This is a genomic window from Pseudomonas sp. 15C (assembly GCF_055484735.1).
On sequence record NZ_JBUDGD010000067.1, the window covers coordinates 1 to 25,482 of the forward strand.

Annotated in this window: 25 protein-coding genes; 8 read left to right on the forward strand and 17 right to left on the reverse strand. The window is 60.2% G+C overall.

What is annotated here, in order from left to right; translation table 11 throughout:
* Positions 1-306 precede the first annotated feature (306 nt).
* Together ptsP and ACYYKW_RS23435 are read right to left on the reverse strand one after the other, a co-directional pair.
* Positions 307-2,586, reverse strand: coding sequence for a phosphoenolpyruvate--protein phosphotransferase (gene ptsP, locus ACYYKW_RS23430; protein ID WP_093097365.1), 2,280 nt, complete (start codon positions 2,584-2,586; stop codon positions 307-309).
* Positions 2,587-2,608: 22 nt separating this feature from the next.
* Positions 2,609-3,088 (reverse strand): RNA pyrophosphohydrolase, encoded by a 480-nt coding sequence (locus ACYYKW_RS23435; RefSeq protein ID WP_003229203.1) that lies wholly within the window; start codon positions 3,086-3,088, stop codon positions 2,609-2,611.
* Between the two features lie 143 nt (positions 3,089-3,231).
* Between ACYYKW_RS23435 and ACYYKW_RS23440 the strand changes: the two genes are divergently transcribed.
* Positions 3,232-3,888, forward strand: coding sequence for a histidinol-phosphatase (locus ACYYKW_RS23440; RefSeq protein ID WP_464991291.1), 657 nt, complete (start codon positions 3,232-3,234; stop codon positions 3,886-3,888).
* 120 nt (positions 3,889-4,008) lie between these two features.
* Here ACYYKW_RS23440 and ACYYKW_RS23445 read toward each other — a convergent pair whose 3' ends face one another.
* The gene (locus ACYYKW_RS23445; RefSeq protein WP_464991292.1) at positions 4,009-4,422 is read right to left on the reverse strand and encodes a DUF2269 family protein; all 414 of its coding nucleotides are present in this window, start codon (positions 4,420-4,422) and stop codon (positions 4,009-4,011) included.
* A gap of 40 nt (positions 4,423-4,462) precedes the next feature.
* On the reverse strand, positions 4,463-5,977 hold the full coding sequence (gene ilvA / locus ACYYKW_RS23450) for a threonine ammonia-lyase, biosynthetic (protein WP_464991293.1): 1,515 nt from the start codon (positions 5,975-5,977) through the stop codon (positions 4,463-4,465).
* Between the two features lie 146 nt (positions 5,978-6,123).
* Between ilvA and rpiA the strand changes: the two genes are divergently transcribed.
* On the forward strand, positions 6,124-6,798 hold the full coding sequence (gene rpiA, locus ACYYKW_RS23455) for a ribose-5-phosphate isomerase RpiA (RefSeq protein WP_039757496.1): 675 nt from the start codon (positions 6,124-6,126) through the stop codon (positions 6,796-6,798).
* A gap of 145 nt (positions 6,799-6,943) precedes the next feature.
* Here rpiA and ACYYKW_RS23460 read toward each other — a convergent pair whose 3' ends face one another.
* From ACYYKW_RS23460 to ACYYKW_RS23475, 4 genes are all read right to left on the reverse strand, one after another.
* The gene (locus ACYYKW_RS23460; protein WP_464991294.1) at positions 6,944-7,861 is read right to left on the reverse strand and encodes an SdiA-regulated domain-containing protein; all 918 of its coding nucleotides are present in this window, start codon (positions 7,859-7,861) and stop codon (positions 6,944-6,946) included.
* Positions 7,862-7,978: 117 nt separating this feature from the next.
* Positions 7,979-8,902: an SdiA-regulated domain-containing protein gene (locus tag ACYYKW_RS23465; protein WP_464991295.1), complete on the reverse strand. Its 924-nt coding sequence runs from the start codon at positions 8,900-8,902 to the stop codon at positions 7,979-7,981.
* Positions 8,903-9,152: 250 nt separating this feature from the next.
* Positions 9,153-9,818 carry a fumarylacetoacetate hydrolase family protein gene (locus tag ACYYKW_RS23470; protein ID WP_464991296.1) on the reverse strand — a complete coding sequence of 222 codons (666 nt, stop codon included), beginning with the start codon at positions 9,816-9,818 and terminating at the stop codon, positions 9,153-9,155.
* Between the two features lie 41 nt (positions 9,819-9,859).
* Positions 9,860-11,254 (reverse strand): FAD-binding oxidoreductase, encoded by a 1,395-nt coding sequence (locus ACYYKW_RS23475; RefSeq protein WP_464991297.1) that lies wholly within the window; start codon positions 11,252-11,254, stop codon positions 9,860-9,862.
* Between the two features lie 205 nt (positions 11,255-11,459).
* On the opposite strand from ACYYKW_RS23475, the gene serA reads away from it, so the two are divergent.
* The gene (gene serA / locus ACYYKW_RS23480) at positions 11,460-12,689 is read left to right on the forward strand and encodes a phosphoglycerate dehydrogenase (RefSeq protein WP_090287262.1); all 1,230 of its coding nucleotides are present in this window, start codon (positions 11,460-11,462) and stop codon (positions 12,687-12,689) included.
* Between the two features lie 121 nt (positions 12,690-12,810).
* On the opposite strand, the gene ACYYKW_RS23485 is transcribed toward serA, so the two are convergent.
* On the reverse strand, positions 12,811-13,236 hold the full coding sequence (locus ACYYKW_RS23485; RefSeq protein WP_093097349.1) for a DUF4399 domain-containing protein: 426 nt from the start codon (positions 13,234-13,236) through the stop codon (positions 12,811-12,813).
* A 135-nt stretch (positions 13,237-13,371) separates the two neighbouring features.
* Here ACYYKW_RS23485 and ACYYKW_RS23490 point away from each other — a divergent pair, with 135 nt between their 5' ends.
* Complete coding sequence (locus tag ACYYKW_RS23490) at positions 13,372-13,941, forward strand: transporter substrate-binding domain-containing protein (protein ID WP_464991298.1); 570 nt, start codon at positions 13,372-13,374, stop codon at positions 13,939-13,941.
* Positions 13,942-14,058: 117 nt separating this feature from the next.
* Here ACYYKW_RS23490 and ACYYKW_RS23495 read toward each other — a convergent pair whose 3' ends face one another.
* Positions 14,059-14,544 carry a 2-thiouracil desulfurase family protein gene (locus ACYYKW_RS23495; protein ID WP_464991299.1) on the reverse strand — a complete coding sequence of 162 codons (486 nt, stop codon included), beginning with the start codon at positions 14,542-14,544 and terminating at the stop codon, positions 14,059-14,061.
* Between the two features lies 1 nt (position 14,545).
* Positions 14,546-15,178, reverse strand: coding sequence for a 2OG-Fe(II) oxygenase (locus ACYYKW_RS23500; protein ID WP_093097340.1), 633 nt, complete (start codon positions 15,176-15,178; stop codon positions 14,546-14,548).
* A gap of 108 nt (positions 15,179-15,286) precedes the next feature.
* Between ACYYKW_RS23500 and ACYYKW_RS23505 the strand changes: the two genes are divergently transcribed.
* Positions 15,287-16,024 (forward strand): DUF2059 domain-containing protein, encoded by a 738-nt coding sequence (locus ACYYKW_RS23505; RefSeq protein WP_093097337.1) that lies wholly within the window; start codon positions 15,287-15,289, stop codon positions 16,022-16,024.
* A gap of 113 nt (positions 16,025-16,137) precedes the next feature.
* Here the strand turns inward: ACYYKW_RS23505 and ACYYKW_RS23510 are convergent, their stop codons facing one another.
* Positions 16,138-16,995, reverse strand: coding sequence for a phosphatidylinositol-specific phospholipase C domain-containing protein (locus ACYYKW_RS23510; protein ID WP_464991300.1), 858 nt, complete (start codon positions 16,993-16,995; stop codon positions 16,138-16,140).
* A gap of 289 nt (positions 16,996-17,284) precedes the next feature.
* On the reverse strand, positions 17,285-18,232 hold the full coding sequence (gene bipL / locus ACYYKW_RS23515; RefSeq protein WP_464991301.1) for a phospholipase BipL: 948 nt from the start codon (positions 18,230-18,232) through the stop codon (positions 17,285-17,287).
* Between the two features lie 98 nt (positions 18,233-18,330).
* Here bipL and ACYYKW_RS23520 point away from each other — a divergent pair, with 98 nt between their 5' ends.
* Both ACYYKW_RS23520 and ACYYKW_RS23525 read left to right on the forward strand, forming a co-directional pair.
* A complete protein-coding gene (locus ACYYKW_RS23520) occupies positions 18,331-18,909 on the forward strand; it encodes a DUF6436 domain-containing protein (protein ID WP_464991302.1) in 579 nt (192 codons plus the stop codon).
* A 103-nt stretch (positions 18,910-19,012) separates the two neighbouring features.
* Complete coding sequence (locus tag ACYYKW_RS23525; protein WP_464991303.1) at positions 19,013-21,421, forward strand: penicillin acylase family protein; 2,409 nt, start codon at positions 19,013-19,015, stop codon at positions 21,419-21,421.
* A 201-nt stretch (positions 21,422-21,622) separates the two neighbouring features.
* Here the strand turns inward: ACYYKW_RS23525 and ACYYKW_RS23530 are convergent, their stop codons facing one another.
* Positions 21,623-22,588: a GlxA family transcriptional regulator gene (locus ACYYKW_RS23530; protein ID WP_464991304.1), complete on the reverse strand. Its 966-nt coding sequence runs from the start codon at positions 22,586-22,588 to the stop codon at positions 21,623-21,625.
* Between the two features lie 153 nt (positions 22,589-22,741).
* Between ACYYKW_RS23530 and ACYYKW_RS23535 the strand changes: the two genes are divergently transcribed.
* Positions 22,742-23,383, forward strand: coding sequence for an HD domain-containing protein (locus ACYYKW_RS23535; RefSeq protein ID WP_464991305.1), 642 nt, complete (start codon positions 22,742-22,744; stop codon positions 23,381-23,383).
* Between the two features lie 146 nt (positions 23,384-23,529).
* Here the strand turns inward: ACYYKW_RS23535 and ACYYKW_RS23540 are convergent, their stop codons facing one another.
* The 3 genes from ACYYKW_RS23540 to ACYYKW_RS23550 all read right to left on the reverse strand — a co-directional run.
* Entirely contained in the window at positions 23,530-24,420 is an 891-nt protein-coding gene (locus tag ACYYKW_RS23540) for an ABC transporter permease subunit (protein WP_090287284.1), read from the reverse strand.
* On the reverse strand, positions 24,417-25,298 hold the full coding sequence (locus ACYYKW_RS23545) for an ABC transporter permease subunit (RefSeq protein ID WP_172833310.1): 882 nt from the start codon (positions 25,296-25,298) through the stop codon (positions 24,417-24,419). Before ACYYKW_RS23545 ends, ACYYKW_RS23540 begins: the two co-directional genes overlap by 4 nt.
* A gap of 35 nt (positions 25,299-25,333) precedes the next feature.
* The coding region (locus ACYYKW_RS23550; protein ID WP_464991306.1) for a TOBE domain-containing protein at positions 25,334-25,482 on the reverse strand (149 nt) is incomplete at its 5' end.

Sequence of the window (25,482 nt, forward strand, 5' to 3'; positions counted from 1 at the left end):
GACTTGAACTTGCAGATCGTGACGGCAGGTAAGAAGATCTAAAACCGTCCACCATGTCTCCGAACATGTGTCTACCATGTCTCCGGTACATACACTCCCGAAGGGAGAGGGAGCCGACCGAGGTGTCGTGAGTTGTGCATCGACCTGAAAGACCGAGTCGATTATGGATTCAGCGAAGCACTTTCAGATCCGTGTGGGTCGATTATGGATTCAGCGAAGCACTGTCAGTTCGGCGCAGTCCTGCAGCATTCCCCAATCAGTCCCCTCTCCCCCCGGGAGAGGGCTAGGGTGAGGGGCTGTTGATCTTCAGAGCGCTTTGTTGACCACCGGCGCATTCATCTTCGCCAACCCAAGATTCTTCAGCGCCAATTGCAGCGAGCTGTGGATAACCTGCGGGTTATCAATCGTCATCAACTCCGCCAACAACTCCTGCGCCTTGCTCAGATTGACCTGACGCAGCATCCACTTGACCTTCGGCAAGTTGGTGGCGTTCATCGACAGGCTGTCGAAACCCATCGCCATCAACAGCACCGCCGCCGCCGGATCGCCGGCCATTTCGCCGCAGATACTCACCGGCTTGCCTTCGGCATGCGCGTCACGCACGACAGTTTGCAGGGCTTGCAGCACCGCCGGGTGCAGGTAGTCGTAAAGATCGGCCACCCGCGGGTTATTACGGTCGACCGCCAGCAGGTACTGGGTCAGGTCGTTGGAACCGACCGAGAGGAAGTCGACCATCCGCGCCAGCTCTTTGGTCTGGTACACCGCGGCGGGGATTTCGATCATCACGCCGATCGGCGGCATCGGCACGTCGGTGCCTTCGTCGCGCACTTCGCCCCAGGCCCGGTGAATCAGGTGCAGGGCTTCTTCGAGTTCGTGAGTGCCGGAGATCATCGGCAGTAGAATCCGCAGGTTGTTCAGGCCTTCGCTGGCCTTGAGCATTGCGCGGGTCTGCACCAGGAAGATTTCCGGGTGATCGAGGGTGACGCGAATGCCGCGCCAGCCGAGGAACGGGTTGTCTTCCTTGATCGGGAAGTACGACAGCGACTTGTCACCGCCGATGTCGAGGCTGCGCATGGTCACCGGTTGCGGATGGAATGCGGCGAGCTGCTCACGGTAGATCGCCAGTTGTTCCTTCTCGCTCGGGAAGCGCTGGTTGATCATGAACGGCACTTCGGTGCGGTACAGACCAACGCCTTCGGCGCCGCGCTTCTGCGCCCGCGCCACATCCGCCAGCAGGCCGGTGTTGACCCACAGCGGCATGCGGTGGCCGTCGAGGGTCACGCACGGCAGGTCGCGCAGGGCATCGAGGCCCAGCGCCAGTTGTTTCTCTTCTTCGACGATTTCCGCGAACTGCTTGCGCAGCACTTCGCTCGGGTTGGTGTAGACCTCGCCACGTACGCCGTCGACGATCATTTCGATGCCGTCGACCTTGGCGTACGGCAGATCGACCAGACCCATTACCGTCGGAATGCCCATGGCCCGGGCGAGGATCGCGACGTGGGAGTTACCCGAACCGAGTACCGACACCAGACCGACCAGCGTGCCTTCCGGCACTTCGCCGAGCATCGCCGGGGTCAGCTCTTCACTGACCAGAATGGTTTTTTCCGGATAGACCAGATTCTGCTGACGCTCTTCCTGCAGATAGGCCAGCAAGCGGCGACCGAGGTCTTTGACGTCCGAGGCGCGCTCACGCAGGTAGGCGTCATCCATCAGTTCGAAACGGTTGACGTGATCGGTGACCACCTGGCGCAGCGCGCCCTGGGCCCACTGGCCGGTCTTGATTACCGTGGTGACTTCGCTGCCCAGCGAGGCATCGTCGAGCATCATCAGGTAGACGTCGAACAGCGCACGTTCTTCCGGGCGCAACTGGGTCGCGAGTTTCGCCGACAAGGTGCGCATGTCGGCACGCACGCCTTCGATGGCGGTCTTGAACAGCGCCAGCTCGGCGTCGATGTCGGTGACGGTCTTGTCCGGCACCACGTCCAGATCCGCCGGCGGCAGCATGACCACCGCGGTACCGACCGCTGCTCCCGGCGAGCCCGGCACGCCAACGAACTTGGCTTCCTGAATGCCCTTGCCCTGCCGGCCCAGACCACGGATCGAACCGGTGGCCTCGGCGTGGGCGATCACCCCGGCGAGCTGTGCGCTCATGGTCACAAGGAAGGCTTCTTCACCTTCGTCGAACTGGCGGCGTTCTTTTTGCTGGATGACCAGCACGCCGACCACGCGGCGGTGGTGAATGATCGGCGCGCCAAGGAACGAGGCATACCGCTCTTCACCGGTTTCGGCGAAGTAACGATAACGCGGGTGGTCCGCGGCGTTTTCGAGGTTCAGAGGTTCTTCACGCGTGCCGACCAGACCGACCAGACCTTCGTTGGGTGCCATGCTGACCTTGCCGATCGAGCGCTTGTTCAAGCCCTCGGTGGCCATCAGGACGAAGCGGTTGGTCTCGGGATCAAGCAGGTAGACCGAGCAGACCTGGCTGCCCATGGCCTCTTTGACGCGCAACACAATAATCCCCAACGCCGCCTTGAGATCCTTGGCGGAGTTAACTTCCTGGACGATCTTGCGCAGCGTATTGAGCATGGCTCGGGGTCGAACTCCGTCGTCAGTCGCGCGCTAAAAGGCGCGGGGCAAGCTCTTTGAGAGCGCGTCGATACACCTCGCGCTTGAATGTCACCACCTGGCCCAACGGATACCAATAGCTGACCCAGCGCCAGCCATCGAATTCCGGTTTACCGGTCAAATCCATCCGCACCCGCTGCTCGTTGGAGATCAGGCGCAGGAGAAACCATTTCTGTTTCTGGCCGATGCACAGCGGTTGGCTGTGGGTACGCACCAGGCGTTGCGGCAAACGATAGCGCAACCAGCCTCGGGTACAGGCCAGTATTTCAACATCTTCACGTTCCAGGCCAACTTCTTCGTTCAGCTCGCGGTACAAGGCGTCTTCCGGCGTCTCTTCAGGGTTGATTCCCCCTTGCGGAAACTGCCAGGCGTCCTGATTGATACGGCGAGCCCATAGCACCTGGCCGGCGTCATTCGTCAGAATGATCCCGACATTGGGACGGAAACCATCGGGGTCGATCACGGCAACAACCTCGCAAACGCATGTCGCCGCATTGTTCCACAAAGGTTGATCAGGCGGCAACGAAGCTTCCGAGCTTATGTGCACTCTTGTGAAAAGACCGTATTCTTGTCGCCTTTTTACTGACTTTTCAGCGGGTAACTGCAATGCGCCTGGCTCTATTCGATTTGGACAACACCCTTCTGGGCGGCGACAGCGATCACGCCTGGGGCGACTATCTGTGCGAGCGCGGCTTCCTCGACCCGATCGCCTACAAGGCGCGCAACGACGAGTTCTATCAGGATTACCTGGCCGGCAAGCTGGATAACGCGGCATATCTGAATTTCTGCCTGGAGATCCTCGGCCGCACCGAAATGGCCGTGCTGGACGCCTGGCACAGCGATTACATGCGCGACTGCATCGCGCCGATCATGTTGCCCAAGGCGCTGGAACTGCTGAAACAACACCGCGACGCCGGCGACAAACTGGTGATCATCACCGCGACCAACCGCTTCGTCACCGCCCCGATTGCCGTGCGCCTGGGCGTGGAAACCCTGATCGCCACCGAATGCGAAATGATCGACGGCCGCTACAGCGGGCGCAGCACCGACATTCCGTGCTTTCGTGAGGGCAAGGTGACGCGGTTGAATCGCTGGCTGAAAGAGACCGGGTATTCGCTGGAAGGCAGCTGTTTCTACAGCGATTCGATGAATGATCTGCCGTTGCTGGAGCAGGTGGCGAATCCGGTGGCGGTTGATCCGGACCCGAATCTGCGCGCCGAGGCCGAGAGGCGCGGTTGGCCAGTGATCAGTCTGCGCGGCTGAAATGGCCATCGCTGGCAAGCCAGCTCCCACAGGTTTTTCGGCTGGTCACACAAGCTGTGTTCACTGGAAATCCTTGTGGGAGCTGGCTTGCCAGCGATAGGGGCGACGCGGTCTCAAGCCCTAAACAGGCTTGGCCCCCATCAACCCGGCGATGGCGAGAAATCCGACCCCGCTGACAATCGCCAGCGCCAGATTGAATTTTCGATTGCCCACCCCGGTTGTCCACAACCGATCAAGCCGCACCAGCAGCCAGACCGCACTGAACGTGGCCACGGCATAGATCAAACTGGAGCCCAGAATCCACAATTGTCCCAGTGGCCAGCCAATCAAGTGCACCAGCCACCAGCCGGTAAACGGCATGCTGAGGATACCGATCAGCATCAGGCACCAGATAAACAGCCAGGGCCGCCGCATCGTCGTGGCCGGCCCTTCGCTGCGATTACGCCAGGTCAGGACGGCGAGCAACAGCCCGCTCGCGAGGATGACCACGGTCGCCACGACGTGAAGGACCTTCAGGGTTGTCAGGGTTTCCATGTGTTTCTCTTCCTTGGGCCATGCCCTTCAGCGTAGCCGCTCAGCCAAGAAACAGCTGATAGGCCGGGTTCTCGCTTTCATCCCAGTACGGGTAGCCGATTTCCGCCAGTGCCGCTGGCACCAGATGACGCTCGTCATGGGGAACCTGCAGGCCCGCAACCACACGGCCATCGGCGGCGCCGTGGTTGCGGTAGTGGAACATCGAAATGTTCCAGCGCCCGCCGAGTTTATTGAGGAAGTTGAACAGCGCCCCCGGGCGTTCCGGGAATTCGAAGCGGAACACCATCTCGTCGATGACATGCGCCGCGTGCCCGCCGACCATGTGGCGAATGTGCAACTTGGCCAGTTCGTTGTCGGTCAGGTCAACCACCGGGAAACCTTGCTCAGTCAGGCTCGCCAGCAGTGCGCTGCGCGGGTCGCTGTCCGGGTGCGTCTGTACGCCAACGAAGATGTGCGCTTCACTGCCGGTGTTGTAGCGGTAGTTGAATTCGGTGATCTGGCGTTTGCCGACGGCTTCGCAGAACGCCTTGAAACTGCCGGCCTTCTCCGGGATGGTCACGGCGATGATCGCTTCGCGGCCCTCCCCCAGCTCGGCGCGCTCGGCGACGTGGCGCAGGCGGTCGAAGTTGACGTTGGCGCCGGAGTCGATGGCAACGAAGGTCTGCCCGCTGACACCGCCCTGCTCAACGTATTTCTTGATCCCGGCCACGCCCAGCGCGCCGGCAGGTTCGGTGATCGAGCGGGTATCGTCGTAGATATCCTTGATCGCCGCACAGATCTCGTCGGTACTGACGGTGATCACTTCATCGACGTAATCCTTGCAGATTTCAAAGGTGTACTGACCGATCTGAGCCACCGCCACGCCGTCGGCAAAGATGCCCACGGTTGGCAGGACAACACGCTCGCCCGCCGCCATCGCCGCTTGCAGGCAATTGGAATCGTCCGGTTCGACACCGATGACCTTGATGTCCGGGCGCAGGTATTTCACATACGCGGCGATACCGGCGATCAGACCGCCGCCGCCCACCGGAACGAAAATCGCGTCCAGTGGCTGCGGGTGTTGACGCAGGATTTCCATCGCCACGGTGCCTTGGCCGGCAATGGTGTGCGGATCATCGTACGGGTGGATGTAAACGTAGCCTTTCTCATCGACCAGTTTCAGCGAGTAGGCCAGCGCCTCCGGGAACGAATCACCGTGCAGCACCACTTTGCCGCCGCGCGAACGCACGCCTTCGACCTTGATCTCCGGGGTGGTCTTGGGCATGACGATGGTGGCTTTGACGCCCAGCACTTTCGCCGCCAGCGCCAGACCCTGCGCATGGTTGCCCGCCGACGCGGTGACCACGCCGCGGGCGCGTTCTTCGTCGCTCAGTTGCGTCAGCTTGTTGTAGGCCCCGCGAATCTTGAACGAGAACACCGGCTGCAAGTCTTCACGCTTGAGCCAGATGTCATTGCCCAGCCGCTCGGAGAGCTGACGGGCGTTGTGCAGCGGGGTTTCTACGGCAACGTCATAAACGCGCGAGGTGAGGATCTTTTTGACGTACTGTTCAAGCATCGGAAAGCATCACTGAGCGGTTGGGCGGGACCCGGGAGTCTAACCCGGCTTTTGCCGATGCGACCACACGAATCCAGAGGTTTTAGCCGCGCTTGCGGCTATAATGCCGGCCTTTCTGCCCACCCCTTGCCCGCTTCGGAGCCCGCATGACCCAGGATCAACTCAAACAGGCCGTGGCCCAGGCCGCCGTCGACTTCATCCTGCCGAAACTCGACGACAAGAGCATCGTCGGCGTCGGCACCGGCTCCACCGCCAACTGCTTCATCGATGCCCTGGCCCAGCACAAGGGCGCTTTCGATGGCGCCGTTGCCAGCTCCGAAGCCACTGCCGCGCGCCTCAAGGGTCACGGCATTCCGGTGTATGAGCTGAACACGGTCAGCGACCTGGAGTTCTACATCGACGGCGCCGATGAAAGCGACGCACACCTGAACCTGATCAAGGGCGGCGGCGCCGCCCTGACCCGCGAGAAGATCGTCGCGGCCGTGGCCAAGACCTTCATCTGCATCGCCGACGCCAGCAAACTGGTACCGGTGCTGGGCGAGTTCCCGCTGCCAGTCGAAGTGATCCCGATGGCCCGCAGCCACGTGGCGCGCCAACTGGTGAAACTCGGCGGCGACCCGGTGTACCGCGAAGGTGTGCTGACCGACAACGGCAACATCATCCTTGATGTGTTCAACCTGCAGATCACCAACCCGGTCGAGCTGGAAGCGCAGATCAACGCGATTGTTGGCGTGGTCACCAACGGCTTGTTCGCCGCGCGGCCAGCGGATCTGTTGTTGCTGGGGACCAGTGAAGGGGTGAAAACCCTGAAGGCTGAATAAGCCAGACTGCCCACCTTGGTGTGGGCAAATGAAATATCTGTGGGAGCTGGCTTGCCAGCGATAGCGGCCTGTCAGTCAACAATGACGTTGAAAGTGATGGCCTCATCGCTGGCAAGCCAGCTCCCACAGTGTTTTGGGGTGTTGGTCAGGGCTGTGCTGGCTTCTTGAACACATAAAACAAATTCGGCTCACTCACCAGATACAACGTCCCCTCATCATCCATCGCAATGCCTTCAGCCTGCGGCACGGTTTTCTGCAAACCCTGGCGACCACCGCTGATGGACATGGTGCTCAGCGGCCGCCCGTCGACGTCCAGTTCCAGTATCAGTCGCGATTCATCCGACAGCGCCAGCAAATGGCCGCTGCGTTCGTCGTATTGCAGGCTCGACAGGTCGCGCACAAACATCCCGGCATCGCGTTTCGGGTTGTTGATCACATGCACCGCGTAGGATTTTTCCGGATTGAAATGCGGGAAGCCATGCACTTCATAGATCAGCATCGGGTTACGCTCTTTCGCGACAAACAGGCGCTTGCCCACCGAATCGTAGGCCAGCCCTTCGAAGCCCTTGTTGCTGGCCATGTGCACGCCGAGGGTCATTTGCTCGGCATCGTCGGCGTCGAGAAACGTGGTGTCGGCATCGAGGTGCACCTTGATCAGGCGCTGCTGGCGCTCGTCGGTGATCACGTAAGTATCGGCGCTGATGAACTCGACCGCTTCCGGGTCGCCGAAACCGACCAGGGCGATACGCCGCAGAATCTGGCCTTGCAGCGACAGCTCGATCAGCTCCGAGTTTTTGTTGGTGACGGTAAACAGACTCTTGCGCACCGGATCGTAGGTCAGCGCTGACACGTCATCGTCGAGGCCTTCGATTACCCGCGCTTCGATGTCCACGCGATATTGATCCAGTCCGATGGCCTCGCCACTCAGCGGCTGCCACAACGTGTGCAGGTTGAACCAGGCACGCTCGAACAGACGCATGTATTGGCCGATGCCGATCAACGTGACCAGGGCAATCACCGACAGGGAAATAACCAGAGGCTTGGGACGGGCAAGTCGACGCATTCGGATGGGCTCGGGAGCAGAACAGGCGGATGAAATATCACGCCTGTCTGAACTGAAGCTTAATGGCCACTTGCCTGTCAGGACAATCAGACTTGTCCGAAATTGCAGCGAGGGCTGTTATTGCTGTTTTTCGAAGCGATAGAACAGGTTTGGCTCGCTGACGATATACAGCGTACCGGCCTCGTCCATGGTCACGCCTTCGGCGCGCGGGATGGTGTCTTTCAGGCCATTGAAATTGCCGAGCAGGGTCATGAAACTGACCTGCTCGCCTTTCTCGTCCAGCTCCAGCAGCAGGTGCGAATCGGCCGACAACACCAGCAGATGGCCGGTGCGCGGATCGATCTCCAGCGCGGAGAGGTTACGGATATCCAGTTCATCGCTGGTCAGCTTTTGTTTGTCGCCCTTGAGTGCCTGGCTGCCATCGCTTTTCCAGGTGAACAGCGCCGGCGGCCGCTCCTCACCCAGCAGCAATTGCTGGTTGCGTGCATCCCAGGTAATCGCCTCGAAGGCCTTGTTCTGGTCTTTCGACGGGCCGAGGTCATGTTTCGGAAAATCAGCAATGTTCAGTTCGCGGGTGTTGGCATCGACCTTGACGATCGACAGCGTGTGCTGGCGTTCATCGACAATTGCCATCAAGCCGTTTTCCATCACGGTCAGACCTTCCGGATTGCTCCAGCCCACCAGCGGCATCTTGCGCAGCACCTCGCCTTGCAGGCTCAGCTCAACCAGAAACGGGTTTTTGCCCATCACCGAAAACAGGGTTTTGCTCTGCGGGTTGTAGGACAGGTCCGAGGCCTCGTCCTTCTCCATGCCCGGCAGCGGCTTGGCATCGATCACCACGTGGTAATCGGGCAGCCAGATGCTCTCCTTCTGCTCGGCTTTGCTTTCAAACCGCTCGAGCACCCAGAGCACGCCGCGATCATCCCAGTGCATGGCGAACGCCAGCGCATAAGCGGCGGCCAGCGCGAGCAGCAACCAGACATACCAGCGCAGGGCGAAACGCGAGCGACGGGGAGTTTTGAGCTGAGTTTGAGATGACATCAAAGGACGCGTTCCGAAAATTCAGGCTATGGGTAATAGCACAAAGAGGCCGGCTCAGACGCCAGAATGCGCGGAATTATCCGTACAGGATGTGAAAAAAACGGCAAATGGCGGGATTGCCAGCAGCGACACGAAACAAATGTAGGAGTGAGCCTGCTCGCGATGGCGGTTCGTCAGTCGATATATTGTTGGCTGACACACCGCTATCGCGAGCAGGCTCACTCCTACAAAGGGTCTTGCGGTGTGGCGGTTAGCGCACGCTGCTCTCGAAGCGGCTCGCGCCCACCAGTTCGAGGACGATGTCGTCGCCGGCGTTCAGCGGGCCGACGCCCACCGGCGTGCCGGTGAGAATCACGTCACCGGCCTGCAGCGAGAAGCAGCCGGCCATGTGCTGGATCATCGGCACGATCGGGTTGAGCATGGCGCTGCTGTTGCCGTCCTGGCGCACTTCGCCGTTGATGGTCAGGCGAATGCCGATATCAGTCAGGTCAGGGAATGTGCTGCCGACCACAAACGGCGCCAGCACCGCCGCGCCGTCGAACGACTTGGCAATTTCCCACGGCAGGCCCTTGGCTTTGAGCTCCGCCTGCTTGTCGCGCAGGGTCAGGTCCAGCGCCGGGGCGAAACCGGAGATCGCATCGAGCACTTCTTCACGGCTCGGTCTGGTCGACAGCGGCTTGCCGATCAGCACGGCGATTTCCGCTTCGTAGTGCACCGAACCGCGCTCGGTGGGAATGCTGAAACCGCCTTCCAGCGGCACCACGCAACTGCCCGGCTTGATGAACAGCAGCGGCTCGGTCGGGACCGGGTTGTCCAGTTCCTTGGCGTGCTCGGCGTAATTACGGCCAATGCACACGACTTTCCCGATCGGGAAGTGGATGCGCGTGCCGTCGACATACTGGTGCTGATAGCTCATTTACCGACTCCTGCCTTCATTGATTCATCAGAGACTGCTGATCAAACCGCGAAAATCTTGCCCGGGTTCATGATGCCGTTCGGGTCGAACACCGCTTTGACCGCTTTCATGTATTCGATCTCGGCCGGCGAACGGCTGTAGGTCAGGTAATCCCGCTTGGTCATACCGACGCCATGCTCGGCGGAAATCGAACCGTTGTACTTCTCGACGGTTTCGAACACCCACTTGTTGACCGTGGCGCACTTGGCGAAGAACTCGTCCTTGCTCAGGTTATCCGGCTTGAGGATGTTCAGGTGCAGGTTGCCGTCGCCGATGTGGCCGAACCAGACGATCTCGAAATCGGGGTAGTGTTCACCGACGATCGCGTCGATTTCCTTGAGGAACGCCGGGACTTTCGAAACGGTGACTGAAATGTCGTTTTTGTACGGCGTCCAGTGCGAGATGGTTTCGGAGATGTACTCGCGCAGCTTCCACAGGTTGTGCAGCTGGGTTTCGCTCTGGCTCATCACGCCATCGAGCACCCAGCCCTGTTCGACGCAGTGTTCGAAGGTTTCCAAGGCGCTGTTGGCCACCTCTTCGGTGGTCGCCTCGAATTCGAGCAGGGCGTAGAACGGGCAGTCGGTATCGAACGGCGCCGGCACATCGCCGCGGCCCATGACTTTGGCGAGGGCCTTGTCGGAGAAGAATTCGAACGCGGTCAGGTCGAGCTTGCCCTGGAAGGCGTGAAGCACCGGCATGATCGAATCGAAATCGGCAGTGCCGAGCACCATCGCCGTGAGGTTTTTCGGCGCGCGATCCAGACGCATGGTCGCTTCGACGACGAAACCGAGGGTGCCTTCGGCGCCGATGAACAACTGGCGCAGATCGTAACCGGTGGCGTTCTTGATCAGGTCCTTGTTCAGTTCGAGCACGTCGCCCTTGCCGGTGACCACTTTCATGCCGGCGACCCAGTTACGGGTCATGCCGTAGCGAATCACCTTGATCCCGCCGGCATTGGTGCCGATGTTGCCGCCAATCTGGCTGGAACCTGCCGAAGCGAAGTCGACCGGGTAGTAGAGACCGTTTTCTTCGGCGACGTTTTGCAAATGCTCGGTGACCACACCTGGCTGACACACGGCGGTGCGATCGGTGAGGTTCACGTCGAGAATCTGATTCATGTAATCGAACGAGACCACCACTTCGCCATTGGCCGCCACTGCGGCGGCGGACAGCCCGGTGCGCCCGCCCGATGGCACCAGCGCGACCTTGTGGGTATTGGCCCAGCGCACCACGGCCTGCACCTGCTCGATGGTCTTGGGAAACACGATGGCACTCGGCGCCGGGGCGAAGTGCTTGGTCCAATCCTTGCCGTACGTATTCAGGGAGTCGGCGTCGGTCAGGACCTTGCCGGGCTCGACCAGGGTCTTCAGTTCATCAATCAGCGCAGGATTGGTCATCGACAGAACTCTCGAACAATTCATGGTCATCCTGAGAACGCTTCACGTCGCAGGAATGAGTGTTTAGCGGGGTGGCTATGCTAGCATACCGACCCCGCAGGACAGTGCCCAAGGCCAGATCCGCGGTGACGGCTTTGTTGCCGTGCGGGTCAGCTCCAGGCTGCTCCCTCCCTGCCATTTTTCTCCGGGATACAGGTTTACGCAGATGAGCAAGACTTCTCTCGATAAGAGCAAGATCAAGTTCCTTCTTCTCGAAGGCGTCCACCAATCGGCTGTCGACGTCCTCAAGGCGGCGGGCTACACCAGCATCGAGTACCACACCAGTTCTCTGCCGGATGCCCAGCTCAAGGAAAAGATCGCTGACGCTCACTTCATCGGCATTCGTTCGCGCACGCAACTGACCGAAGAGATCTTCGATCACGCGAAGAAGCTGGTCGCGGTCGGCTGTTTCTGCATCGGCACCAATCAGGTTGACCTGGGCGCAGCCCGCGAGCGCGGCATCGCCGTGTTCAACGCGCCGTACTCCAACACCCGCTCGGTAGCCGAGCTGGTGCTGGCCGAAGCGATCCTGCTGCTGCGCGGCATCCCGGAGAAAAACGCGTCCTGCCACCGTGGCGGCTGGATCAAATCCGCGGCCAATTCCTTCGAGATCCGTGGCAAGAAGCTGGGCATCGTCGGCTATGGCTCGATCGGCACGCAATTGTCGGTTCTGGCCGAAGGCCTGGGCATGCAGGTGTTCTTCTATGACACCGTGACCAAGCTGCCGCTGGGCAACGCTACGCAGGTCAACAACCTGCACGAGCTGCTGGGCATGTCCGACATCGTCACCCTGCACGTTCCGGAAACCGCTGCGACCCAGTGGATGATCGGCGAGAAGGAAATCCGTGCCATCAAGAAGGGCGGCATCCTGATCAACGCCGCACGCGGCACCGTGGTCGAGCTGGACCACCTGGCGGCAGCGATCAAGGACAAGCACCTGATCGGCGCGGCCATCGACGTGTTCCCGGTTGAACCGCGTTCCAACGACGAAGAGTTCGAAAGCCCGCTGCGTGGCCTCGACAACGTGATCCTGACCCCGCACATCGGTGGCTCGACCGCCGAAGCGCAAGCCAACATCGGTCTGGAAGTGGCGGAAAAACTGGTCAAGTACAGCGACAACGGTACATCGGTATCGTCGGTCAACTTCCCGGAAGTGGCCCTGCCGGCTCACCCTGGCAAGCACCGCCTGCTGCACATCCACGAGAACATCCCGGGTGTGATGAGCGAGATCAACAAGGTCTTCGCCGAAAACGGCATCAACATCTCCGGTCAGTTCCTGCAGACCAACGAGAAGGTTGGCTACGTGGTGATCGACGTCGACGCCGAATACTCGGAGCTGGCGCAAGAGAAGCTGCAACACGTCAACGGTACTATCCGTAGCCGTGTTCTTTTCTAAGAACAGCCACAAGCCACAAGCTACAAGCGGCAAGTGAAAAGCGCTTTTGCCTTTACTCGCCGCTTGCAGCTAGCCACTTGAAGCTGAATAAAAAAAGGGAGCCTCGCAGGGCTCCCTTTTTTTATTTCACATTGACGGTGATTTTTTCGGAAACGATTGACGGGTCGAACGGCATGTGGCCGCTGTCGCCGAGGATCAGTTGCAAGGTGTGCTTGCCAGGGGCCAGTTTGATCGTGGCTTCGGTCTGCGCCTTGCCGAAATGCATGTGGTGAGCATCCGTCGGAATCGGCGCGCCTTCGGCCGGCAGGTCGTCGACGTCGATCAGCAGATGGTGGTGGCCGGTGTTCTTGGTGACGTCCCCTGCGGGTGCCAACGCGATGTTCTTGACGCCGAACTTGACCTTGAACTCTTGGGAAACCGTGGCCCCGTCTTCGGGAGAAACGATGAACACTTCAGCATCCTTGGGCGCCGGCGTCGCCGCACTGGCCAGCACCGAAACACCCATCAGCACACCGGCCAACGCTGCACGTGACATAAAGCTTTTCATTTTCTTCTCCAGTTTTTCCGTAAAATCCGCACGGTCATGACAACTTCATGACCATTCGTTGTCGAAGGCACTCGACAACCATAGCAAAGCGAGCCTGAATCAGAGCATCGCGATAATGATTTCAAAGGAGTGACCATGCGTTTTCTGCCTGGCCTGATCTGCCTGCTACCCCTTCTGAGCCCGCTGGCTCACGCCGAACTGATTGATGACGTCAACGACCGTGGCGAGCTGCGCATAGCCCTTGAGGCTAATACACCGCCCTTCAATTACAAGGAAGGCGACACCCTGACGGGGTTCGAGGTCGAGCTTGGGCAACTTCTCGCCAAAGAGCTGGATGTGCGCGCCGACTTCATCGTCACCGACGAGGGCGATCTGCTCCAGGGCGTCGAGAGCGGCAAGTACGACGTCGCGCTGAATCACATAGCACTGACACCCGAACTGAAGGATCGTTTCGACTTCAGCGCGCCGTACGGCAAGGTCGACGGGCAGCTGCTGGCGAAGAAGGATGAGACGCCGCGGCCGATGGTGCTGGTGCAGGCGTTGAACGCAGAGCAGCCGAAAGCGCTTGAACCGGTGGAGCTGGCGATTCCGTTTCAGAAGGGTAATCCGGCGTTTCAGGCCAGTCTGCAAAGTGCGCTGGAGCGGATCAAGGCGGATGGGCGTTTGGCGGCGTTGTCCGAGAAGTGGCTCACCGAACCCAAGTGAACACAAAACCTGTAGGAGTGAGCCTGCTCGCGATAGCGGTGTGTCAGTCGAAGAATGATTAACTGACAAACCGCTATCGCGAGCAGGCTCACTCCTACATAAGATTGCGGCGTTCTTTTAGATGAGAGCCGCCAGAGCCTGTGCGGCCTGCGGCAACTCCAGCTCGCTGAACACCAGCACCCCATGACGCTTGAGCAACGCCGCCGTCACCCCCTCACCACTGACCTTTACGCCACTGAACGTCCCGTCGTACGTCAACAGATTCCCGCAAGAAGGACTGTTGGCCTTGAGCACCGCCACCCGAATCCCATGCTGTTGCACCAATGCCAGCGCCTGCCGCGCACCGTCGAGAAACTGCGCGCTGACATCCTCACCCGCAGTGGTGATCACCGCCGCCGTGCCATCCAGCACCTCGCCACCCTGCCCGCCCGGAATCTCCGCCGCCGCCCGTGGCGTTGGCAGTCCGCCTGCGACCTCGGGACACAACGGCACCACTCGCCCTTCGGCAATCCACTGCTCGAGCAGATCAAACGGCCCGCTGGCGCCACTGTCGTAACGCACGCGATGGCCCAACAGGCAGCGGCTGACCAGAATCCTGTGCATGTCAGAACGGCTCATTGCCACGGCGGCGGAACCAACCGGTCAGCGACAGCCGCTCGCGGTTGGCCGGCAGCACTTCATGGGGCACTTCGCCGGAGAGGAACACCACCAGACAGCCGCCGGTAGGCTGTACGTCATGCACGCGGTCTTCATTCAGATACATGCGCAGTTGGCCGCCATCCTCCGGCAGCCAGCCATCGTTGAGGTAGACCACCACCGAGACCATGCGCTTGTCATCGTCGCGAAAACGGTCGACATGCCGACGATAAAACGCGCCGGGCGGATACAGGGCGAAGTGGCATTCGAAATCTTCGAGACCGAGGAACAAACCGCGATTGAGCGCTTCACGCAGGCTCTCCATCAGGTTCAGATAGCGGTCGCTGGCCTCGGCCTGGCCCGGGTCGATCCATTGGATATGGTCGCCGCGAATCCCCTCGCGAATCTCTGAAAACGGCCCGCGTCCGACCGCCGCCGGCGCCAGCTCACCCTCGGCCTCACGTTTGCGGCACTCGGCCGCCAGCTCGCGAGTCAGACCGGGGGGCAGGAAAATATTCTGCTGCGACCAGCCATGCTCGGCCAGGTCGTCGACAATGCGTAACAGCAGTGGGTGTTCAGAGGATATTGGCATGGCGCGCATAGTATGCCTGCGGCAACAAATCCGACAGAGCCACGCAGCGGCTTGATACGAATTCTCGACAAGTAACGGCACCACACGGAGAATAGTCGGCTGCTGACAGGAGTCCCTATGCGCCGTTTGCTTTTTTCACTGTTGATGTTCTGTGTGTTGCCCGCCTGGGCGGACGGCTACGACCAGTTGTACAAGATCGCCGGCTGGCCAGATCAACGTGCGCATTTCAATGACGCCCTGAGTGCCGCCCAGCAGCGCTATCAGAACAGCCTGCCGCCGGCGGTGTTCCAGGCTCTGGTCAATAACAGCAACCAGCGTTTTGCCCCACAGGCCGTGGATCAACGCGCCGAGGCGCAATTGCGGCAGAAACTCGCCGACCCGAAACCGGCGCTGACCTTCTTCCAGTCGCCGCTGGGCAAGAAAATCGTCGCCGCCGAACTGCTCGCGACCCGCCGCGATCAACTGGCCAAAAACGCCAAGGGCCTGCCGAAGATGCAGGCCAGCGACAACCGCCAACTGATCATCGGCCACCTTGCCCAAGCCTTGCCAGCGCGTGAAGCCGGGGCCGAAGTCAGCCTGGCGATCGCCGGCGTCGCGGCGGACAGTCTCAGTTCGATGATTCCGGGGCTGCTGGGTGGCGGTCAGGCGCAAGGCATGCTCAATGGCCAACGCCAGCGCTTGATGGATCAGATTGGCGCTGACCTGAACAACACGCTGCTGTACGTCTATCGCGATTTGTCGGATGAAGAGCTGGAAGAGTTTGCGACGTTTGCCGAGTCAACCGAGGGCAAGGCGTACTACCAGGCCGCACTGGCGGCGATCAGGGCTGGATTGGCGGTGGCGCAGAACCCGTGATGATCAATCGATAACCGCGAGATTTACCGTTCCGCGCCTCCGATATCTTTGCCAAACAGGCGGGTATCCGGTGGGGCTTCCCCGCCATGAATTGGGCAACTTGACGCGACGGGTCACTTGCGCAGATTGCTCTCAATACAATTGCGAACTATCTCGGAATCATTGAAAAAATCCACATTGATGATGTTGCTTTTGCGCTGCCATTCGCTGCCGATTGAATACCAGTTGTTCAACTCGGATTTGATATTTTGCACGCCCCAACCCGAATAGCAGGTGGCAGACATCGACCATAAGGCACCTGCTGCGGGCGGATTACGCATAACACTGTCAATGTGACTGTAAAGTCGGGAAGTACTGACCAATCCACTACCCGCCCAACGATGATTGATCTGAGACCATATCAAAGTTGGATTCAGATTGGATAAACCGCTCGGTGCAGCAAGGACAATCCCGCCCCTTGGGTAGTTGGCCTTGATCTCATTCAAGGTCATATTCACCGCCGCTCGCGGGATCAATGCCGAGCCGAACTCACCTACGAAATAATTATGCAACTCCTGAAATGGAACCGGCATCCCCCTCTGAGTCGATAATTCGTGAATATCAAGGATAACGATTTCAGTTGGATTCTTCTGGAGGAACTCACGAACCGCGTTCATCATTTCGCTGAGTGTCCTGCCGGACTCTAGGCTATGCGTGTGCCTGAACCGAAGACCCGTATTCGAATAGCCAGAAAAATACTTCAAGCGAATATCCAGGACCCTTATCCCGCTCTCCAGGTGGTACCAGAAAGTGTCATACTGGCAAGTAATATAAGAGTTACTATAATTTGCATAGCGATCCATCCCGGCATTATGAGTTCCCGGCAGGCTCAGTTGCCAAAGCTTTTTGTTACCAATGGAACTTCGCAGATCTCCCATCCAGGATTTTCGTTGATAGCTCGTGAGAGCAGGGACTATATTTAGAGCAGTCATAAACATTCCTCAAGCGCACACACTACTTAAGTAGCCCGCCGCTCGTGCAGTTATATTAATCAGGCTTGATCGTCGGCAGCAGACAATTGGTATTTACCCAACTGGCTACTCCGCCGCAAAATCAAAATAACGCAGAGAAGAGCAAATGACGAAACTCCAACCGTTGCATAAGTTTTCTAATATTAACAAACAGCCCCCTCTATAATTAAAACTTAAAGAGGAAAGTAACATGCCGGGTAATTGCCACTTGCTAGTTGATTACTTGGCAGACCGCTACTTGAGCAATGCGCTACGCATTCCGCCCCTTGATCCGCTTGCTCAGAAACTCGAAATACTCCTCGCGCATATCAGCCGTCTCATTCGCCAGATGATGCCGCGCCTCGGGTAACAGCAAAATCTGCGGTCGATCGAATTTCCATTTCAACACTTGCAGGTTGTGCTGCCAGTCCACCGTCATGTCCGCTTGCCCCTGAATGATCAGCGGCCGTCGCGGGCTTTTTTTCGCGTGCTCGACGCGAATGATCCAGCGTGACAACGCGCCCACCCATTGGGTCGGCAAGCGCCGCGGCTGCAACGGATCGGCCTGCAGGAACGGCAGGAAATCCGGGTCATTGGAATTCTCGCTGAAGCGCCGCGCGACGCCGCGAACGAAGGGCCTGAGCAGGTAATAACTGAGCTGCGACCATCCCCACGCCCGCGGCCGCACCAGCGGTGCCAACAGAATCACCTGGCCCTGCGCCGGGCTGCCCTCGCCATGATTGAGCAGATGATCGACTACGATCGCCCCGCCAGTGCTTTGCCCGCACAAGTGCCACGGCTGCGGCAGCGTGATCGACTGCGCTTCGGCAAACAACGCCTGGAGCATGTGCTGATATTCCGCGAAATCGCGAATGCTCGCCCGTGGCCCGCTCGACAGGCCATGCCCCGGCAAGTCGCAGGCGATCACGGCAAAATCCTGATCCAGCGCCCACTCGATCACATGCCGATACAGGCCGGTGTGATCGTAATAACCGTGCAGCAGGAACAGCGTCGCCTTGACCTTCTCCGGCCACCAGCAATGGCTGACCAGTTCATAGCCATCGACTTCGAAACGGCCCATGCCGCGCCAGACATCGCGTTCGGGAAAATCGGTCTGGTAGAAGCGCTGATACGCCTTCGCCTCGTCCGACAGCGGCTGCCACTCGGCCAGAGGCTTGAGGCTCGCGCGGATTTGATCGGGGTCGAAAGTATCAGGCATGCGGACATTCCAAAGCGGTAAACGGACTTTATCGGCCTGCGATATTCATCTGTCGCGGCAAGCATGGCAAGCTAGCCGGCCTCTGAGGAACCAAATCCATGCGTTCGCCCTACCGCACCGCACTGTTCGCCAGCCTGCTCGCGCTGATCTGCGCCGGCGTGCTGTGGGCCGCGTATGACTGGTTTCAGGGCCGTTATCTGCGCGCATTCAGCGAGCACACGGCGGTGTTTTCCGGCGATCCGCTACGCCTGCCGGGTGAGCTCGCCGGGCCGGGCAACATCCGCCTCGTACATTTCTGGGACCCGGCCTGCCCGTGCAACGTCGGCAACCAACAGCACCTGAGCGAAATGGTCGAGCAGTTCGGCGCCCGCGGCGTGGAATTTTTCGCGGTGCAAAAACCCGGCAGCCACGGCCAATTGCCCGCCACCCTCACCCGCCTGAAAACCATCGTCGTCCTGCCGGGCTCTGAACAAATTCCCGCCAGCCCCGCCGTGGCCATTTGGGACCGCAGCGGCAAACTGGCCTACTTTGGACCGTACAGCGAAGGCCTGACCTGCAATTCCAGCAACAGCTTCATCGAACCGATTTTGCATGCTCTGACGGAAGACCGACCGGTCAATGCCACGCATACGCTGGCGGTGGGTTGTTATTGCCCATGGCCGGTGGAGGCGAAGTAAGGCATTCCGGACATTTCAAGGATTGCGCTGCACGGCATAGAGGCTCTGTGCTAATTGTTTGCAGCCCGACGGGCGGCCATTCCCGCCTGCACAAGGAGTCACCATGAAGCGCGTGTTCACCCTTCTCGCTTTGCTTATTGTCGCCCTGCTCGGCGCGCTGGGCTGGTATGTCTACAGCAAACAACCGACGCGTCAGGGCCAGGTCGAGCTGCGCGATCTGCTGGGCTCGGTGACCGTGCGCTACGACGAGCGCGGTGTGCCGCACATTCGCGCCGAGAACGAAACCGACCTTTATCGTGCACTCGGCTACGTGCATGCCCAGGACCGGCTGTTCCAGATGGAAGCCATGCGCCGTCTCGCCCGTGGCGAACTGGCCGAGGTGCTCGGGCCGAAACTGCTCGACACCGACAAACTGTTTCGCAGCCTGCGCATTCGCGAGCGCGCCGCCAGTTACGTCGCCAGCCTGGATAAGCAATCAGCGGCGTGGAAGGGCCTGCAAGCCTATCTGGATGGCATCAACCAATATCAGGACAAACACGCTGCGCCAATTGAATTCGACGTGCTGGGCATCCCCAAGCGGCCGTTCACTGCCGAAGACAGCATCAGCGTCGCCGGTTACATGGCCTACAGCTTCGCGGCGGCGTTTCGCACCGAGCCGTTGCTGACTTTCGTCCGTGATCAACTTGGCGCCGATTACCTCAACGTGTTCGACCTCGACTGGCAAGGCAAAGGCGTCCTCGTCAACGATCACAACCACGCGGCGCCCGCCCTCGCCGCCAGTGACTGGAAAGACCTCAACGCCCTCGCCCGCCTCAGTGAGCAGGCGCTGATCGACAACGGCCTGCCGCAGTTCGAAGGCAGCAACGCCTGGGTCATCGCCGGCAGTCGCAGCCAGAGCGGCAAGCCGTTGCTGGCCGGCGATCCGCACATCCGTTTCTCGGTGCCGTCGGTGTGGTACGAGGCGCAGCTGTCGGCGCCGGGTTTCGAGCTGTACGGTCATCATCAGGCGCTGGTGCCGTTCGCGTTCCTCGGCCACAACATGGATTTCGGCTGGAGCCTGACCATGTTCCAGAACGACGATCTGGACCTGATCGCCGAGAAGGTCAATCCGGACAACCCCAATCAGATCTGGTATCGCGGCCAGTGGACTGACCTGCTCGTCACTGAACAGCAGATCAAGGTGAAGGGCCAGGCACCGGTGACCCTCACCCTGCGCCAATCGCCCCACGGCCCGATCGTCAACGACGCATTGGGTGCGGCGGCGGGCAAAACCCCGATCGCCATGTGGTGGGCGTTTCTCGAAACGCCGAACCCGATCCTGGAAGGCTTCTATCAGCTCAACCGCGCTGACACCCTGGCCAAGGCCCGTGCCGCCGCCGCGAAAGTCCAGGCGCCGGGACTGAATCTGGTTTACGCCAATGCCAAGGGCGACATCGCCTGGTGGGCCTCGGCGTTGCTACCGAAGCGGCCCGCCGGGGTCAGGCCGGAATTCATTCTCGACGGCAGCACAAATCAGGCGGACAAGGACGGCTACTACCCGTTCAGCGCCAACCCGCAGGAAGAGAACCCGTCGCGCGGCTATATCGTCTCGGCGAACTTTCAGCCCGTGTCGCCGACCGGCATGCCGATTCCCGGTTACTACAACCTTGCCGATCGCGGCCAGCAGCTCAATCGTCAGCTCAGCGACAAACATCTGAAGTGGAGCAACGAAGCCAATCAGAAGCTGCAACTGGGCACCGCGACCGGCTACGGCCCGCGCCTGCTCGCACCGTTGCTGCCGGTGTTGCGCGAGGTGGTGAGCGATCCCGCGCAGCTGAAACTGGTCGAGCAACTGGCGCAGTGGCCCGGCGACTATCCGCTGGATTCGGTCAGTGCGACGCTGTTCAATCAGTTCCTGTACGACCTGGCCGATGCGGCGATGCGCGATGAGTTGGGCAACGAGTTTTTCGACACGCTGCTGTCGACGCGGGTGATCGATGCAGCGCTGCCGAGGTTGGCGGCGAATGCCGATTCGCCGTGGTGGGATAACCGCAGCACGCCCGCGAAAGAGACTCGCGCCGATATCGTCCGCGCAGCATGGCAGGCGAGCCTGCACCATCTGAAGCTGACCCTTGGCGACGATGTGGCGGCGTGGCAATGGGGCGCGGCGCATACCCTGACCCATGGCCATCCACTGGGCCAGCAAAAACCGCTGGATCGTCTGTTCAACGTCGGGCCGTTCGCGGCGCCGGGCAGCCATGAAGTGCCCAACAACCTCTCAGCGAAAATCGGCCCGGCGCCGTGGCCCGTTACGTATGGGCCATCAACGCGGCGACTGGTGGATTTCGCCGATCCGGCGCACGGGCTGACGATCAACCCGGTGGGCCAGAGCGGCGTGCCGTTCGACAGTCACTACGACGATCAGGCCGAGGCGTATGTGGAAGGGATCTATGTGCAGGCGCATTTCAGCGAGGAAGAGGTGACGGCGAATACGCGCAGTACCTTGAAGTTGTTGCCGGCGCGAGTACGTTAAAAGCCCCTCACCCTAGCCCTCTCCCAGAGGGAGAGGGGACCGACCGAAGTGTCTGGCGTTATACATCGCCCTGATAGCGCGGTGTCGATTATGGATTCAGCATGAGCCTTTCACGTCGGCGTACTTTTTCAATATCCCCCAATCGGCTCCCTCTCCCCCTGGGAGAGGGCTGGGGTGAGGGCTTTCGAGCTCAAGCCCACATCAAACATCCAGCGCAAAATTCATCCGAAACTGCTGCGGCGTCACCCCCAGCCGCCGGTTGAACACGCTGCGCATATGCTGCGCATCGCGAAACCCGCACTGATAGGCCACGGTCTTCAGCGGCGCTGTGGTGCTTTCCAGCATCACCCGCGCCGCATCAACCCGCGCGCGCTCAACGAACTCTGCCGGCGTGACTTTCGCCTCCCGAGCAAAGACCCGGGAGAAATTGCGCGCACTCATGTTCGCCGCATTGGCCAGATCGGCAATCGTCAGATCGCCGGTGAGATTGGCCAGCACATACAACTGCACCATCGCTACCGCTGACGTCGGCTCGGCGTGCGGAGTGAGGAACGGGCTGAACTGCGATTGCCCACCGGAACGCTGGGTGAACACCACCAGCCGCTTGGCCACGCTGAGCGCCACCTCGGCGCCGTGATCCCGCGCCAGCAGATACAACGACAGATCGATCCCCGCCGTAACCCCGGCCGAGGTGTAGAGCGGGCCATCCTCGACGTACAAGCGATCAGCCTCGACTTGCGTGGCCGGGCACAACTGCGCCAAGGCCTCGGCATCGTTCCAGTGAGTAGTCACCGTGCGCCCGTCCAGCAGCCCCGCCCGCGCCAGCATGAACGCGCCATTGCAGATCGAGCCGAAGCGCTGCACCCGCGCGCAAGCCTCACGCAGCCAGCTATCGAAAGCGCTGCCGAAATCCATGAACGGCAACTGCGGCCCACCGGCGACCAACAACAGGTCATAGGGCTCGAGCGCTTCGCTGAAATGCCGATGCGCATTCACGCTCAGGCCGTTGGAGCAGGCCATCGCCCCGTGCTCGACGCCGATCACTTCCAGCCGATAGTGATCCTGCGGAGCGAGGAACCGGTTGGCCTCAGCAAACACGTCCATGGGACCGCTGACGTCCAGCGACTGCACGCCGGGAAACACCACAATGGCGACGGATTTGCTCATGCTGTGAAGCTCCGCTGGGTCTGTTTGCCGAGTTGGCACGATTTGCAGGTTGATTGGCAAGGATCGCAGCCACGTCTCGATTGTTGGTCTTTAGCGCCAGGAACAGACTTTCCTCACCAGCGCCACAACGGCGTTTTCGATGAGGCAACCGATATGAGCACCAGCATCGCCGGCATCAGGATCCCCGACAGCGCCTTCGCCCGGGCCACCACCGAGTACATTCGCGACATCGAATCCGACCTGCTCTATCACCACTCACGCCGGGTGTTTCTGTTCGGCGCGCTGAGCGGCGAGCGCCGGCAACTGGCCTACAACCCGGAGCTGTTGTACGTCGGCGCGATGTTCCACGACCTCGGTCTGGTCGAAGGTCATCGCAGTGATGAAGAACGTTTCGAAGTGGATGGCGCCAATGCCGCCGCAGCGTTTCTCAAGCCTTACGGACTGAGCGACGACGATATCGAACAGGTGTGGTTGTCGATTGCGCTGCACACGACACCGGGCGTGCCGAAACATCTGCGTCCGACCGTGGCGCTGGTCACTGCCGGGGTGGAAATGGATGTGCTGGGCATGGATTACGCGGCGTTCAGCAGCGTGCAGCGAGAGGCGGTGGTGCATGCGCATCCACGCGGTGAAGGCTTCAAGGAATGCATCATCTGCGCGTTTGCCGATGGCTTGCGTCACCGTCCGCAGACAACGTTTGGGAATGTGAAGACCGATGTGCTGAAGGATCAGGAGCCGGGGTTCAAACCGCTGAACTTCGTCGAGGTCATCCGCCGGTCTCCCTGGATTTCCTGACCGCAGAAAAACCTGTGGGAGCGGGCTTGCCCGCGATGGCGTCTTTACAGTCAACATCAATGTCGAATGTCAGATAGCTATCGCGGGCAAGCCCGCTCCCACAGGGATATGGATTGGTCTTGAAAAAGCAACCAACCCGACAGGGCTCACGCCGCTTCCGGACTCGGTGCGCGGCGCGCGTCCGGTTGCTTCCAGGAATCGGCTGCGCTTTCTTCGATGGCTTGCTGGATGGCTTTCTTGCGCGCTTCTTCGGCACGGCGGCTGAAGAACCAGACGAGGAAAGTCACCAGCGACACCGCCAGCAGAATCAGGCTGGCCACGGCATTGATTTCCGGTTTCACGCCCAGGCGCACCGCCGAGAACACTTCCATCGGCAGGGTCGTCGAACCCGGCCCGGAGACGAAGCTCGCCAACACCAGATCATCCAGCGACAGGGCGAACGACATCATCCCGCCCGCTGCCAGTGACGGTGCGATCATCGGGATGGTGATCAGGAAGAACACCTTCCACGGCCGCGCGCCGAGGTCCATCGCCGCCTCCTCGATCGACAGGTCCAGCTCACGCAGACGCGCCGACACCACCACCGCCACATACGCCGCACAGAACGTGGTGTGAGCGATCCAGATAGTGACGATGCCGCGTTCCTGTGGCCAGCCGATCATCTGCGCCATGGCCACGAACAGCAGCAACAGCGACAGACCGGTGATCACTTCCGGCATGACCAGCGGCGCCGTCACCAGGCCGCCGAACAGCGTGCGGCCCTTGAAGTGGGTGATGCGGGTCAGCACGAAGGCCGCCAGCGTACCCAGTGCCACCGCTGCCACCGCCGTGTAGCAGGCAATTTCCAGCGAGCGCAGCACCGAGCCCATCAGTTGCGAGTTATCGAGCAGGCCGACGTACCACTTCACCGACCAGCCGCCCCACACCGTGACCAGTTTGGAAGCGTTGAACGAGTAGATCACCAGGATCAGCATCGGCAGATAGATGAAGATCAGACCCAGCACCAGCATCAGGCTGGAGAAACGGAAGCGTTTCATTCTTTACCCTCCATTTCCTTGGCCTGACTGCGGTTGAACAGGATGATCGGCACGATCAGGATCGCCAGCATCACCACCGCCAGGGCGGACGCCACCGGCCAGTCACGGTTGTTGAAGAATTCCTGCCAGAGCACTTTACCGATCATCAGGGTTTCCGGACCGCCGAGCAGCTCCGGGATAACGAACTCACCGACCACCGGAATGAACACCAGCATGCAGCCGGCAATGATGCCGTTCTTGGACAGCGGAATGGTGATTTTCCAGAAGCTGTTGAAGGTGCTCGAACCGAGGTCCGATGCCGCTTCGAGCAGACTGTTGTCGTGCTTCACCAGGTTGGCGTACAGCGGCAGGATCATGAACGGCAGGTACGAGTAAACCACGCCGATGTACACCGCCAGGTTGGTGTTGAGGATCTGCAGCGGCTCGTCGATCAGGCCCATGCTCATCAGGAAGCCGTTGAGCAGGCCGTTGTTGCTGAGAATGCCCATCCACGCGTAGACGCGGATCAGGATCGCCGTCCAGGTCGGCATCATGATCAGCAGCACCAGCACCGTTTGCAGCTCTTTGCGCGCACTGGCGATGGCGTAGGCCATTGGATAGCCGATCAGCAGGCACAGCAACGTGCTGATGAAGGCCATCTTCAGCGAGCCGAGGTAGGCGGCGATGTACAACTCGTCGTCACCCAGAAGCGCGTAGTTGCCCAGGTTCAGCAGCAACTGCAGCTTCTGCTCGGCAAAAGTATAGATCTCGGTGTACGGCGGGATCGCCACATCGGCTTCGGCGAAACTGATCTTCAGGACGATGAAGAACGGCAGCATGAAGAACAGGAAGAGCCAGATGAACGGCACGCCAATGACCAGTTGCCGGCCATTGGGGATTATTCGATTGATGCGACGTTTGAATTTGCGCATGTTCATGAGCGAAGTACCACGCCGCTGTCGTCTTCCCACCACACGTAGACCTGATCGCCCCAGGTCGGACGTGCGCCACGACGTTCGGCGTTGGCGACGAACGACTGCACCAGTTTGCCGCTCGGCAATTCGACGTAGAACACCGAATGAC